Annotated in this window: 13 protein-coding genes; 7 read left to right on the forward strand and 6 right to left on the reverse strand. The window is 71.2% G+C overall.

The genetic code is table 11. The features are described from left to right. Positions 1–121: 121 nt before the first annotated feature. On the reverse strand, positions 122–1,051 hold the full coding sequence (locus BXA10_RS07350; RefSeq protein WP_076468932.1) for an NADP-dependent oxidoreductase: 930 nt from the start codon (positions 1,049–1,051) through the stop codon (positions 122–124). A 50-nt stretch (positions 1,052–1,101) separates the two neighbouring features. Between BXA10_RS07350 and BXA10_RS07355 the strand changes: the two genes are divergently transcribed. Together BXA10_RS07355 and BXA10_RS07360 are read left to right on the forward strand one after the other, a co-directional pair. Further along, positions 1,102–1,740, forward strand: a complete 639-nt coding sequence (locus BXA10_RS07355; RefSeq protein WP_076469284.1) for a TetR/AcrR family transcriptional regulator — start codon at positions 1,102–1,104, stop codon at positions 1,738–1,740. 173 nt (positions 1,741–1,913) lie between these two features. After that, positions 1,914–2,489 (forward strand): YkgB family protein, encoded by a 576-nt coding sequence (locus BXA10_RS07360; protein WP_076468934.1) that lies wholly within the window; start codon positions 1,914–1,916, stop codon positions 2,487–2,489. A 114-nt stretch (positions 2,490–2,603) separates the two neighbouring features. Here BXA10_RS07360 and yidD read toward each other — a convergent pair whose 3' ends face one another. Beyond that, complete coding sequence (gene yidD, locus BXA10_RS32060) at positions 2,604–2,846, reverse strand: membrane protein insertion efficiency factor YidD (protein WP_245828163.1); 243 nt, start codon at positions 2,844–2,846, stop codon at positions 2,604–2,606. On the opposite strand from yidD, the gene BXA10_RS32065 reads away from it, so the two are divergent. The 4 genes from BXA10_RS32065 to BXA10_RS07380 all read left to right on the forward strand — a co-directional run bounded on the left by BXA10_RS32065 (position 2,728) and on the right by BXA10_RS07380 (position 7,823). Beyond that, entirely contained in the window at positions 2,728–2,970 is a 243-nt protein-coding gene (locus BXA10_RS32065) for a hypothetical protein (RefSeq protein WP_245828167.1), read from the forward strand. The genes yidD and BXA10_RS32065 overlap by 119 nt on opposite strands. Positions 2,971–3,352: 382 nt before the next feature. Further along, on the forward strand, positions 3,353–6,148 hold the full coding sequence (locus BXA10_RS07370; RefSeq protein ID WP_076468936.1) for a TIM-barrel domain-containing protein: 2,796 nt from the start codon (positions 3,353–3,355) through the stop codon (positions 6,146–6,148). A gap of 233 nt (positions 6,149–6,381) precedes the next feature. Continuing rightward, positions 6,382–6,684, forward strand: coding sequence for a hypothetical protein (locus BXA10_RS07375; RefSeq protein ID WP_076468937.1), 303 nt, complete (start codon positions 6,382–6,384; stop codon positions 6,682–6,684). A 56-nt stretch (positions 6,685–6,740) separates the two neighbouring features. Then, positions 6,741–7,823 carry an NAD-dependent epimerase/dehydratase family protein gene (locus tag BXA10_RS07380; RefSeq protein ID WP_076468939.1) on the forward strand — a complete coding sequence of 361 codons (1,083 nt, stop codon included), beginning with the start codon at positions 6,741–6,743 and terminating at the stop codon, positions 7,821–7,823. A gap of 19 nt (positions 7,824–7,842) precedes the next feature. Here the strand turns inward: BXA10_RS07380 and BXA10_RS07385 are convergent, their stop codons facing one another. The 4 genes from BXA10_RS07385 to BXA10_RS07400 all read right to left on the reverse strand — a co-directional run bounded on the left by BXA10_RS07385 (position 7,843) and on the right by BXA10_RS07400 (position 11,816). Further along, positions 7,843–9,000 carry a hypothetical protein gene (locus BXA10_RS07385; RefSeq protein ID WP_076468940.1) on the reverse strand — a complete coding sequence of 386 codons (1,158 nt, stop codon included), beginning with the start codon at positions 8,998–9,000 and terminating at the stop codon, positions 7,843–7,845. A gap of 95 nt (positions 9,001–9,095) precedes the next feature. Beyond that, entirely contained in the window at positions 9,096–9,842 is a 747-nt protein-coding gene (locus BXA10_RS07390; protein WP_076468942.1) for a ZIP family metal transporter, read from the reverse strand. A gap of 55 nt (positions 9,843–9,897) precedes the next feature. Further along, a complete protein-coding gene (locus BXA10_RS07395) occupies positions 9,898–11,094 on the reverse strand; it encodes a GNAT family N-acetyltransferase (protein WP_076468944.1) in 1,197 nt (398 codons plus the stop codon). Continuing rightward, positions 11,094–11,816, reverse strand: coding sequence for a PP2C family protein-serine/threonine phosphatase (locus BXA10_RS07400; protein ID WP_076468946.1), 723 nt, complete (start codon positions 11,814–11,816; stop codon positions 11,094–11,096). Before BXA10_RS07400 ends, BXA10_RS07395 begins: the two co-directional genes overlap by 1 nt. Before the next feature lie 62 nt (positions 11,817–11,878). Here BXA10_RS07400 and BXA10_RS07405 point away from each other — a divergent pair, with 62 nt between their 5' ends. After that, on the forward strand, positions 11,879–12,967 hold the full coding sequence (locus tag BXA10_RS07405) for a response regulator transcription factor (RefSeq protein ID WP_076468948.1): 1,089 nt from the start codon (positions 11,879–11,881) through the stop codon (positions 12,965–12,967). Positions 12,968–13,004 lie beyond the last annotated feature (37 nt).

Below are 13,004 nucleotides of genomic sequence, written 5' to 3' on the forward strand. Positions count from 1 at the left end.
CGCTCCGGCGCGCTACCCAGCCGGCTGGGTAGCGTCCACGGCGACTCGCCCGCGCCCGACGCCGTTTCCGGGGGCCCACGCAGGGGCCCGCCCCCGGTTCGTCACGAAGCCGCCCGAGCGCCTACGGCTTCAGCACGATCTTGCCTCGCGCGTGGCGGGACTCGCTCAGCTCGTGGGCGGCGGCCGCCTCGTCGAGTGAGAAGACGGCGGCGACCGGCACCGTGAAGCGACCCTGCTCGGCGAGTTCGACGGCGGCGGCGATTCCTTCGAACGACGGTGCGTCCGCGCCGGGACCGGAGCCGCGCGAAAGGTGCACGCCGTACGTGGCGGCATTGGCATCGGCGATGCTCACCACCCTCTCCGGGCTCGGCACCAGGCCGACAAGGTGGGGCAGCGACCCCGAGCCGGCGCTGTCGAGCACGACATGCACTCCGCCGGGCACCAGAGCCTTTACCCGTTCGGCCAGGCCGGGGCCGTAGGTGGTCGGGATCGCCCCGAGCGAGGCGATGAACTCGTGGTTGCGCTCGCTGGCAGTGCCGATGACGACTGCGCCGCGAGCGACCGCGATTTGGATCGCCGTCGTGCCGACGCCGCCGGCCGCGCCCTCGATCAGCAGGACAGTGCCGTGTTGGACGTCCAGCCGATCGAGCACGCGAGTGGCCGTCTCGATGTTGCCGGCCGCGCCGCCGGCCTGCTCCCAGTTCAACGCGGCCGGCTTCGGTGCCCACGCGGCCAGGACGGCGTATTCGGCGTTCGCGCCGCCCATCTGCGCGTAGTCGGTGATCCCGAAGACCTCGTCACCCACTCGAACCGTGGTCACCCCCTCGCCGACCTCGTCCACCACGCCGGCCGCGTCGACTCCGGGCACGTGCGGCAGGCGGAGCGGAATCCACTCCTGGAACCGGCCTGCACGGACGTACGTGTCGGCCGGATTGACACCCGAGGCCCGGACCGTCACCCGGAGCTGGCCCGGTCCGGCGTGTGGCTCCGGCATCTCGGCGACCTTCAGCACGCTCGCGGGACCGTATTCGGAAAAGTGCAGCGCTCTCATGCCCGCGGACGTTAACGGGCACAACCCTCCGCCTGACTAAAGTGGGAGTGGTGACGGACGGTTTGTCTCACCCCCTGCGCTCCGACGCGCTGGACAATCGCGGGCGCATCCTCGAGGCCGCCCGTGCGGTGTTCGCTGCCGACGGTGTGCACGCTCCGATGCGGGAGATAGCCCGGCGCGCGGGAGTCGCCCCCGCGACCCTGTACCGCCACTTCCCCACGAAGGAGGAGCTGGTCACCGAGGCATTTACGGAGCAGATGCACGCGTGCCACGACATTGTCGACGAGGGGCTCGCCGACCCGGATCCCTGGCGCGGCTTCTGCCTCGTGATCGAAAAAATGTGTGACCTGCACGCGCGGGACCAGGGCTTCACCGCCGCGTTTGTCGCGGCCTTTCCCAAAGCCTTGGATTTTGAGGCGCGTCGCGAATACGCGCTCACGGCGATAGCCGAATTGGCCCGCCGCGCCATGGACGCCGGCCGCCTGCGCTCCGACTTCGTCCTGGACGACGTGCTCCTCGTGTTGATGGCCAACAGCGGTATCCGTGCGACCTCACCGGCCGCCCGGATCACGGCTTCCCGGCGCTTCGCCGCGCTCGCCATCCAGGCGTTCGAGGCCTCCCCGGGCGCCTCGCCGCTCCCACCGCTGGTCGGGTTGACGTCTCCCGCGTCGACGTCACCCTCTCGCTGAGGACAGTCACAGGCGAGCCGAGCTTCCGTTACGCATGTCCCGATATCGAAGGTCACGCAGGTCCCAAGTCTGGTCGAGGCAGGCTGCTGCTTTCGCGCCCTCGGTGTGTGGCTGGTTCCAGCGGGTAATGGCTCCCAGCACGCCGACCGTCGACACAGCGACTAGGGAGCGCGATGGGCACACGACGAGCCTCCGCCGATGACCTCGCCTCTTTGGGCTTCTCGGTCGTGCGCTACGGACTGGCGACGAACATCTTGTGGATCGGTGCGCTCAAGTTCAAGCAGTACGAGGTCCAGAACGACGAGCCCCTGGTGACTTCGAGTCCGCTGTTCTCGCGGCTCCGCCAGAAGTTGGGCGCACAGAAGCTCAACCGACTCATCGGGATCACGGAGATCACCGTGGGCTCCCTGATCGCCGCGAAGCCGTTCGCGCCGAGAGCGTCGGCGATCGGCAGCCTCGGAGCGGTCGGGATGTTCCTCACCACGCTCAGTTTCCTGGTCACGACGCCCGAGGCCCGGCAGGAAGGGCAGGGGAAATTCAGCCTCTCTCAGTTGGGGCAATTCCTATTGAAAGACACGGTGCTTCTCGGTGCCACTCTGCTGACAGCTGCCGAATCGCTCGGTGCGGCCCGCCCTGCTGACCGCCCCCGTACGTTGTCACTCAGGCAGTGGGGCGGCGGCAAGGCGGCCGAGCCTCGGCGCTGGTCGGTCTGGAACGTCGTCCGACGGTGCCCTACATCTGCTCGTTGACGCGGGCCACCACCAGCTGGCAGCAGTCGAGAGCCTGAGCCCGCATTCCCCGGCGGGGTCGCCGACGGGCGGCCGGAAGCAGTCAGTGACCCGTGCCGATGCGGTCGGCGGCGCTCACGCCGGACGACCTGCCAGTGCCTTCAGTGGCACCGGGTCGGCCGTGCCGATCGCGACGATCGGCCGGCACCGAACCAATCGGTGGTGAATCATCTGGCAACCCCGCAGGACACCGTACGACTTGATCGCCGCCAAGCCGTATGCGCTGCACGTCGGCGCGAACCGGCACCGCGCCGCCGTTCGCGACGAGATGCGCTGCCGATATCCCTTGATCAGGCCAATGGCCAGGCGGGAAGGGATGCTCGCGGGCGACGACCAGTTTGTCGACGGGCTCGCCAGCACCCCCCACACCGCATGGACGATCACCCCCGGCAATGACAGCCAGGCAGCCAAGTCCGCCCTCCCGGCGATGCAGGACGAGTAGCAGTCACCGCACTGAGTGTCAGTGAAGGCGTAACAGCAGGCGCCGCATGGTGGCTCCGCAAATGGCATGCCCTACCTCCGTCGTGCCCCGGCGGCCATAGGCGATCATGCGTGGCGGACAGCGTCAAGGGCCTTCGGCCGGGCCCTGGTGGCTCCGCAGACGAAGCTCAGCTCGGACCCTGCTGTTCCCGATGGCAATGGCGTCGCGGCCGGCGATCGAGCGTCACGGCGCAGGCGTCCGGCATCTTCCGTCGACCGCCGGACGAGTGCGACCGTCGACGGAAGAGAGAAGGGACACCCTCCAAGGCCCGTTGACATGTGTTTCCACCAAATGACAACGTTGTCATTGACTGATTTCCTCCATATGAGACGAGGAGCGCACTTTGCTCTATCGGGATCTACGCCGCCGCGGCGCGACAGCAGCCGCCACGGCCGGCATCCTCATCACGGGACTGGCACTCGCTCCGTCCGCGCCGGCCCAGGCCAGCCCCAACAAGGCGAAGGACAACGCCGTTCGGTCGGGTGACGCACGTTTCGAGGTGCTGTCCCCGACCCTGATCCGCACCGAGTACCAGAAGGACGGCAAGTTCACCGACGCCGCCACGTTCAACGCCATCGGGCGCGATGACTTCCCCCGTACGCGTTTCACGAAGCACGTCGAGAACGGCTGGCTCACCATCGACACCGGCGCGATGACGTTGCGTTACCGGGTCGGCTCGGGCGCGTTCAACGCCGACAACCTGACCGTGCAGCTCAAGACCGGCGAGCAGGTCGTGCAGGGCCGTCCCTGGGCCGACCGTGCTGCTCCGGACTGCGCTTTCGGCGTGCTCTGCGAGGCCGAATCGCTGCAGCTCAGCGGCCCCGGGGTGGCCACCGACCACCGGGGATACACCGGACGCGGCTTCGCGGCCGGTTTCGCCTCGTCCGGCGACTCGGTCAAGTTCGCGGTGGATGCTTCGGACAGCGGCACGAAGCAGCTCACCGTCCGCTACGCCAACAGCACCGGTGGCGACGGCCAGAACCAGGCCCGCACCCTGACGGTCCAGGTCGACGGCGAGGCCGGCCCCACGCTGACGCTGCCGCCCACCGCGAACTGGGACACCTGGGGGCTGGCCAGCGTGCCGGTCGACCTCACCGCGGGCCGGCACGAGATCAGTGTCGTGCGGGGTCCCGACGACTCCGGCAACGTGAACATCGACAGTCTCGCGATGGTCAACCCGGGCGACTCGTTCCCGGCGCCGGCCGCGCCCCAGCCGCAGCCCCTGCGGTTCGGCACGCTGGGCGAGGCGGAGACCGGCGCGCTGAGCGGCGGTGCGAGGCCCGCCAACGACCACAACGGCGCTTCCGGTACGGGATTCCTGGCCGGCCTGGAGAACACCACCTCCGCCGTCGCGCTCACCGTGACCGATGTCCCGTCCGCCGGTGACTACCGGGTGCAGATCCGCTACGCCAACGGCCAGGCCGGCTCCCAGCCGGTCCAGTCGCGCACCATGTCGGTCACTGCCGGAACGGCGGCGCCGGTCACGGCGACCCTTCCGCCGACCAGCGGGTGGGACTACTGGAACACGGTTTCCGTCCCGGTCCACCTCGATGGTGGCACCAACACCGTGACGCTGGGCTGCCCCACGGACAGCAGCTGCAACGTCAACGTGGACACGGTCGCCGTCACCAGCGCCGACTCCCCGCTGCTGGCCCCGCACGCGCCGCTCGGCGGCTACCGCCGGGGCCTGGACGGCGTGAACGGTGCCGCGCTCACCAGTGCGGGCCTGCTCTACCAGGACGGCTGGTACCTGCTCGACGACTCGGCCTCGGCCCTGCGCGACACCAAGCCGCGGCCCGCCGCGGAGCAGGATGCCTACGTCTTCGCGTACGGGCAGGACTACACCCGTGGTCTGAAGGAGCTGTCGACCCTGACCGGGCCCACGAAGCTGCTGCCGAAGTGGGCGTACGGGGTGTGGTGGTCCGAGTACTACGACCGCACCGCCAGCGAATTCCAGGACGTCGTGGCCAAGGCCAAGGCCGAGGGTGTGCCGATGGACGTGCTCGTCCTCGACACCGACATCAAGGCGCCGGACAAGTGGAACGGCTGGAGCATCGACTCCACCCGGATCCCGGACCCGAAGGCGTTCTTCCAGTGGGCCAAGAAGGAGGGCCTGCACACCGGCATCAACATCCACCCGAGCATCCTCGGCTCGGATCCGAAGTTCGCGCAGGCGCAGGCCACCGCGAAGGGCAAGCTGCAGCGTGTCGGCTGCAACGGCGGTGCCGACTGCTACGCGTTCGACTTCGGCGACCCGGACCAGCTCAAGGCGTACCTGCAGCTGCACGACCAGATGGTGCCGAAGGGCAGCAAGGGCCCGGACCTCTGGTGGATGGACTGGTGCTGTGACAACTCGAAGTCCTCGCTCGCCGGGGTGACTCCGGACGCCTGGATCAACCAGCAGTACGCCGACAAGACCGGTTTCGCGTTCTCCCGGGCGTACGGGTCGTTGCAGGCCGGTGGCTACAGCAGCCCGACCCCGGTGGCGACCGGACCGTGGGCCGACAAGCGCACCACCCTGCACTTCACCGGCGACACCACTTCCAACTGGCAGACCCTGCAGATGGAGGTCGGCTACACGCCGGGCGAGTCGGCCGCGACCGGGCTGGCCGCGGTCAGCCACGACATCGGCGGGCACACGGGCGGCCTGCAGCAGCCGGGCAGCGAGCCGGGCAGCACGAAGCTGCCGGACGACCTCTACGCCCGGTGGGTCCAGTTCGGCACGTTCCAGCCGATCGACCGCCTGCACTCCAACCACAGCGACCGGCTGCCCTCGCAGTACGGCCCGGAGGCGGAGGCCTCGGCCAAGAAGTTCCTGAACCTGCGGGAGGAACTACTGCCGTACACCTACGCCGCCGCCGAGGAGGCCACCCGCACGGGTACGCCCATCGTCCGCTCGATGTACCTGGCATACCCGAACGAGCAGGCCGCGTACGCCACCGCCGGTTCCGAGTACCTCTACGGCCCGGACTACCTGGTGGCACCGGTGACGACGCCGGGCAACACCGCCACGACGTCGGTGTGGTTCCCGCCGGGCAACGACTGGACCGACATCTTCACCGGGAAGACGTACCAGGGCGGCACCACGCAGAACATCACCACCACGCTGGACACCATGCCGGTGTTCAAGAAGCACTGAGACGGTCGTCCCAGACCGGTACCCGCCGCTGCCAGCCTTCCGGGGCGGGCTTCCATGGCGGGTCCGGACGCCGGCCGGGTGGGGAACCCACCCGGCCGGCGGGCTCGGCCATTGCGGCGGCGTCGTGAACGACTCCGCTCGGCCACGGCCCCGCCGTGAACGACGCCGCTCGGCTACGGCTCGGGCGTGCAGGGGCCAGGCATGGAACCGCCGGCATCGGGAACCGGTCCGTCATGCGTGCGAGCAGCAGACCGGCCGTCGCGGCCTCCGGCGAGGAGGTCGGCCCCGACGGCGTACGGGAGCCGGGCGGCGAGGTGCACGCCTGGCTGCCCGGGCAGAACCAGACGGTCTGCGGGCTCCCGCTGAGCCGGGCCCGGCTGCGGCGCTTTCCGCACGTACCGTTCGGCTACTCCTCGACCGACGTCCTCACCGACGCGGATCCGATCGGTCGGATCTGCCCGCGCTGCCTGGCCGCGACGGAGGGCCGCCGCCGCGACGAGAAGCACGGCTGGGTCCGGCACGCACCGCGCCCCTGACGGGCGTCCACCCAGATGTGGACGTATAGGGGCGGTCTGGGCGGGTACGGTCGGGCATGCGGATCGTGGTGGTCGGGGCCAGTGGTAACGCCGGGACGGCCCTGTTGCGCCGGCTGCGCCGGGAGCGGGACGTGGAGCTGGCCGGAGTCGTCCGCCGGCTGCCGGGGCCGGACTCGGGGGAGCCGTACGACCAGGTGGAGTGGCACTCCTGCGACATCGGCATGCCCGGCGCGGCGGACCAGCTCGCCGAGGTGTTCGCCGGGGCCGGGGCGGTCGTGCACCTGGCCTGGCAGATCCAGCCCAGCCACGACCAGCGGGTGCTGCACCGGACCAACGTCGGCGGCAGCCGGGCGGTGATCGACGCGGTGGTCCGGGCCAAGGTGCCGGCCTTGGTGTTCGCGTCGTCGGTGGGCGTGTACGCGCCCGGCCCGAAGGACCACCCGGTGAGCGAGCGCTGGCCGGCGACGGGAGTACCCGAATCGTCGTACAGCCGGGACAAGGCCGAGGTGGAGGCGCTGCTCGACGACGCCGAACGGGAGCATCCGGAGCTGCGGGTGGTGCGGATGCGACCCGGGTTGAACTTCCAGCGGGACGCGGCCACCGAGATCAGCCGCTACTTCCTCGGTCCCCTGGTGCCGGTCCAACTGCTCCGGTTCAACCGGATCCCGCTCGTACCGACTCACCGCCGGCTGCGGATGCAGGCGGTGCACACCGACGACGTCGCCGAGGCGTACACCCGGGCGGCCCTGGGCGACGCGCGCGGCGCCTTCAACCTGGCCGCGGACCCGGTGCTGACGCCGGAGCTGGTGGCCCGGCACTTTCACGGCTGGACCGTGCCGGTCGCCGCCCCGGTGCTGCTCGCGGCGGCGAAGCTGACCTGGTACGCGCGGCTGCAACCGATCGACGCCGGCTGGGTGCAGTTGGCGCTGAGTTCGCCGCTGATGTCGAGCGAACGCGCCGAGACCGAGCTGGGCTGGCAGCCACGGGTCGACGCGCTCGCCGCACTGAAGGAGCTCTTCACCGGGATGGCCGAGCGCGCCCACACCGCCAGCCCGCCCATGTCCGCCGCACCCGAGCTCCCCGGCCGCCTGGCCGCCCTCCTGAAGGGCAACCCCACCGCCCACCAGAACCCCTACTGACCCACCCCGCAGAGAGGGGTCAGGTCAGGCGGGCGCCGAGGAAGAAGATGCCGGGGTGGCCGGGGGTCTCGAACTGGCCGCTGCGGTTGCGGCGGAGCGTGGAGTCGTCGATCGTCATCGTGCCCGTCCGGTCGTTGCTGACGAAGAAGATCGCGCCGCCACCCTCGTTGGCCTCGTTGTTCTCGATCACCGTGCCGGCGATCCGGACGGTGAAGCGGTTGCCGTCGCAGTAGATCGCGCCGCCGCTCCCGCCGCCCGGCGTACCGGACTTCGCCGGGTTCGCGCCGCTACCGATCGCCTCGTTGCCGGTGAAGACGCTGTTCAGCACGGTCCATGACACGCCGATGCTGCTCAACGCGCCGCCGTTCGAGCAGGAACCGTTCTCGAAGGTGCTGTTCACGACGTACACCGGCTTGTTCTCGTACTGGCTGAGCACCCGCAGCGCGGCGCCGCCCAGGTCCGGCCCGGTACGGTCGCAGCGGTTACGGACGAACCGCGCGTTGACCACCTTCACCCGGCCACCCCGGACTAAGACCGCGCCACCCCCACCGCCCTCGGCCTGCTCGCCCGTGGAGTTGCCCTCGGCGAAGGTGATGTTCTGGATGGTGAGCTGCGGGTGGTCCTGGTTCTGGCAGTGCGAGGTGGTCCAGCCCTGCGCCTCGTCGCACGTGTTCATGTAGAGGATCCGTCGCTTGCCCTGACCGCTCAGGGTGACCTTGCCACCGCCGTCCAGCACCACCTTCGGCCCGTTGGCGTTGCGTACCTTGGCCGTGGCGGTCATCCGGATCGTCACCGGATCCGGTCCGCAGTCGAAGGTGATGACGCCGCCGGCCGCGACGGCCTTCACCACGGCGGCCGACGTGCAGCTCGCCGGGGTTCCGCTGCCGACCGTCCGGGTCGGCTTCGAGGTGTCCACGGCTCGCGCCTCGGCCGGCACCGGCGCGTCCCCCTTCGGGTTCCCGGCCCGGAACGCGATCGGCGGCCGCTTCGACGGGGACGGGCTCGGGCTGCCGAACCCGGTCCGGGCCGCCGGCGCCGCCTGCTGCGCGCCGGTCGGCGACCCGGCGCTGACCGAGGGCGTGACCGGCGGCGCCGTCGGCGCCGGGTCGACCGTGCCGCAGGCGGACAGGGCGAGGAGGCCGGCGGCGAGGAGAGCGAGGGGGGATCCGGTGCGCACGCCACGATGCTAGGGAGCGCGGAGGACCGCCCCGGGCCGGCTTAACCCGTTGCTAAGCCGCCCGCGACCGGATCGATGCGAGCGGCGGTGCCACCTCAGATGTGGCCCAGGGCGTACGCGGTCAGGAAGCCGGCCACGGTGATCAGACCGACCAGGAGGTGAGCGTCCTCGAACGCCTCGGGAACCATGGTGTCGGTGATCATCGCGAGGATCGCCCCGGCGGCGAGTGCGGTGATTCCGGCCAACAGCGCCGGCGACGCACCGCCCAGCAGGACGTTTCCGCCCAGTGCGGCCACCCCGCTGAGCAGCGCGATACCGCTCCAGAGCAGGAAGACGAACCGTCCACTCCGGCCGGCCCGCCGCATCCCGGCGGCGCTGGACAGCCCTTCGGGGACGTTGCTGAGAAAGACCGCGACCACGGTGACCAGGCTGACCGCGCTGCCGGCGAGCAGGCTCGCGCCGATCACCACCGACTCGGGTATGCCGTCGAGTACCGCGCCGACGGCGATGGCTTGACCGGAACCGGGCTTCTCCTTCTCGGAGGGTTGCCGGCCGGAACGTTTCCGATGGCGGGTGCCGCGCCGGGCCAGCTCGACGTTGGCGAGCGTGTAGGCCACGGCGCCGCCGGCCGCCCCGATCGCGGTCGGGAACACCCCACCCCGCTCGTGCGCCTTGTCGATCAGTTCGAACGCGGCGGCGGACAGCAGCACGCCCGCGCCGAACGCCATGATCGACGCATTGATCCACCGGGGTACGTGGGTGTACCACCCGACCGCCGCCCCGATCAGCAGGGCGGACCCGGCCAGCAGCCCCCAACCACCCGCCTGCAACCACTCCGGCACTCCGGGACCGTACCCGTGCCGGTCGCGGCCGGAAACCCGATCGCGACCGGAACTCTCAGAAGTCGGCGAAGAGGTACGGCAGCTGGCGCGGGAAGATCCGGCGCAGTTCGGCGGCGGCGTCGGCCGGCACCTGCCCGAGCCCGCGCAGGTGGACCTCGATCGGGTCGAGCACCCCGTACGCCAGTGCGGAGAGCCCGGCGGCGGTGAGCGTGGCCGTCGGCACGGACGTGGTGGTCGTACCGTCGAGGAGTTCCAGCGAGCCGGTGGTGCCGTCGAGCAGGTGGCTGCCCGCCAGCCAGCGGTCGCCGGTCAACTCGACGCGTACCCGCCCCGGGCCGGCCGGCAACCCGGTCAGGGCGTCCAGTGCGAGCAGCCGCGCCATCGGAGCCGAGGAACCCGGTCGGGCCACCCGCGCCTCCACGTGCACGGCGAGGTCGGTGAGCCACAGCTCCGGCAGCTCGTCTGCGGCCAGCCGGACACTGACCCGCTCCACCTGGTCGACGTGGCGGGCGAAGAACTGCAACAGCAGGGCCCGGGCGTACGGGTCGGCGACGAGCAGATCGTCGGCGGCCAGTTCGCCACCGTGTTCGTCGATCCGGTACGTGACCACGCCGGCCAGCGCGCCGTCGACCCGGGCGGTGAGCAGCCAGCGGTCGTCGTCGTCGCGCAGCCGGACGTCCCGGTAGTCGGGGAAGAGCGCGAAACCGTGCCGGTCGTGCAGGCAGCGTTCGGTGAACTCGCGCCACGCCGGGTAGCCGGTGCCGATCCGCTCCCAACCCACCTCGCCGGGCAGTTCGGCGCGGAGCAGCGGGGACAGGTCGGCCGGGGAGAAGGTGGCCGTACGCGGCTTGGGCAGCCCGACGTAGCCGAACCGCGCGTAGAAACTGGGGCGGAACGGGTAGAGCGCGGTCAGCCGATGACCCTCGTCGCGCATCTCGTCGAGGAGCTGGCGCAGCAGCGTCCGGACGTGCCCCTGCCGGCGGGCCAGCGGGTGGGTCGCCACGCCCGCGACACCGGCCATGGGCAGCACCGCGCCACGCAGGTTCTGTCGCATCGGGATGGCCGAGGCGGCCGCCAGGGTCTCCCCGTCCTCCTCGACGATCAGCGTCCGGTTGCCCTCGTTGTACGGCAGGTAGTTCCGGAACTCCTCGGCCCGGCGCAAGGTACGCGGAGTCGCCTCGAAGGCGTACGCGCTCAGCACGAAGCTGGTGGTCAGGCGCTCCTCGGAACTGATCCGGCGGACGGCCGCCATCAGGCGACCAGGGTGACGTCGGAGACCACCACCGTCACGTTGTCCGGCGCGCCGGCCTGGTGCGCGAGCTTGACCAGCTGCTCACCGCAGAGCTGCCGATCGCCGTACGCGCCGAGGGTCACCGCGATGGCCGCGTCCTCGACGTAGTCGGAGAGGCCGTCGCTGCACAACAGCAGCCGGTCACCGGCCTGGACGGTCAACGTGCCGATCGTCGGCGGACTGTCCGCCCCCTGCACGGCTCGGGTCACGAGAGACCGTTGGGGGTGGTGCCGGGCCTGGTCGGGAGTGAGCGCCCCCTGGTCGACGAGGGCCTGCACGAACGTGTCGTCCCGGGTCAGCTGCGTCAGCTTGTTGTCCCGCAGCAGGTAGCAGCGTGAGTCGCCGACCTGCGCCAGCACCAGAGTCTCGCCGGCGAGCAGGGCGGCCGTCAGCGTCGTACCCATGCCGTCGCGGGCGGGATCGACGGTGATGGCGGCGTGGATGCGTTGGTTGGCGGTGCTCACCACGGCCCGCAGCGCGTCCATGGCGGGCTCCGGCTCGGCCGGCGGAGCCAGCTCGTCCAGGATCCGGATGACGATCTCGCTCGCCACCTCCCCCGCGGGTAGTCCGCCCATGCCGTCTGCGACGGCGACCAGCCGGTCACCGGCGAGGGCGGAGTCCTCGTTGTTGGTCCGGACCAGGCCGATGTCGTTGAGGATGGCCGAGCGGAGGATGAGCGTCATGCGCTTAGCTTGCCAAGAACACCCCACCCGCGTCTCTACGCACTACTGCGTAGGGTTGAGGAATGATGCCGGTGTCGCTGGTGGGGCGCGCCCGTGAGCTGGCCGAGTTCGACCGGGCATGGTCCACCGTGGTTGCCGGGCGACGGGCGGCGCCGACCGTGGCGGTGGTCACCGGCGGCGCGGGAGTGGGCAAGAGCCTGCTCGTCGCCGCGGCCCTGGACGCGTTGACCCCGCGTCCGGCGGTGGTGCTCTCCGGCGCCGCGCGGGTACACAGCCCCGCCCCGTACGACTGGCTGGCCGCTGTGCTCAGCGGACGGGACACCAGCCTCCTCGACCTGCCGCCGGACGCGCTGGCCTGGTTGGCCCAGCATCCGACCTCGCCCCTGGAGCGGTACGCGCCCGGTGCCCTGCTCCGGCTCGCCGTCCGGACGGTGCGGCTGCTCGTCGGCGCCGGCCCGGCCGTGCTGGTGGTCGAGGATCTGCACGCGCTCGACCCGGCGAGCCTCAACCTGATCGGCGAGCTGGCCACCGCCGCCGAACTGCCCGCCCTGCTCGTGGTCGCGACCCGGCCCGCCGAGGAGGCCGTCGCGCCTGACCTGGCGGTCCGTGCGCTCGCCCGGCTCTGCGGCGTACCCGGCGCCGTCCGCCAGCATCTCGGGCCGCTGCGCAGCGCCGAGGTCGCCGAGGTGCTCAGCCAGGTGTACCCGGGTTCGCGCCCGTCCGGGCGGCTGGCGACCGCGGTCTGGCGGCGCACCGGCGGCAACCCGTTCGCGTTGACCGAACTGCTCGCCGCGCACGCCGGTCAACCGATGGCGACGCTGATCGCTACCTCCGGCCCCCGGCAGTCGGCTCGTCCGGCGGGCGCTCCCCGCTCGATGGAGCCGGCGCGGTCCGCGCCCCGTCCCGCCCGCCCGGCGGGAACGTCAGGTGTCGACGAGGCGGAGCTGACCGGCCGGGAGGTCGAGGTGCTCGGCTGTCTGGTCGCCGGGATGTCGAACAAGCAGGTGGCGAAGGCGCTCGGCATCTCGGTGCGTACCGTCACCGTGCACGTGTCCAACCTGCTGCGCAAGACCGGGGCGGCCTCGCGGACGGAGGTCGCGCTCTGGGCCGTACGGCGGCGGCTGCCGGTGCCCACGCCGGTCGAGCGCTGAGCGGGCGCGACCAGGGTCCGCGCCGGTCGGGTCCGGC

The organism is Micromonospora avicenniae (assembly GCF_900156065.1).
Taxonomy (GTDB): Bacteria; Actinomycetota; Actinomycetes; order Mycobacteriales; family Micromonosporaceae; genus Micromonospora; species Micromonospora avicenniae.

Excerpts from the sequence above, each read along its gene's own strand:
- BXA10_RS07405 (WP_076468948.1), top strand. The coding sequence starts at position 11,879 with ATGATGCCGGTGTCGCTGGTGGGGCGCGCCCGTGAGCTGGCCGAGTTC.
- BXA10_RS07375 (WP_076468937.1), top strand. The coding sequence starts at position 6,382 with ATGCGTGCGAGCAGCAGACCGGCCGTCGCGGCCTCCGGCGAGGAGGTC.
- BXA10_RS07395 (WP_076468944.1), bottom strand. The coding sequence starts at position 11,094 with ATGGCGGCCGTCCGCCGGATCAGTTCCGAGGAGCGCCTGACCACCAGC.
- BXA10_RS07380 (WP_076468939.1), top strand. The coding sequence starts at position 6,741 with ATGCGGATCGTGGTGGTCGGGGCCAGTGGTAACGCCGGGACGGCCCTG.
- BXA10_RS07360 (WP_076468934.1), top strand. The coding sequence starts at position 1,914 with ATGGGCACACGACGAGCCTCCGCCGATGACCTCGCCTCTTTGGGCTTC.
- BXA10_RS07350 (WP_076468932.1), bottom strand. The coding sequence starts at position 1,051 with ATGAGAGCGCTGCACTTTTCCGAATACGGTCCCGCGAGCGTGCTGAAG.
- BXA10_RS07400 (WP_076468946.1), bottom strand. The coding sequence starts at position 11,816 with ATGACGCTCATCCTCCGCTCGGCCATCCTCAACGACATCGGCCTGGTC.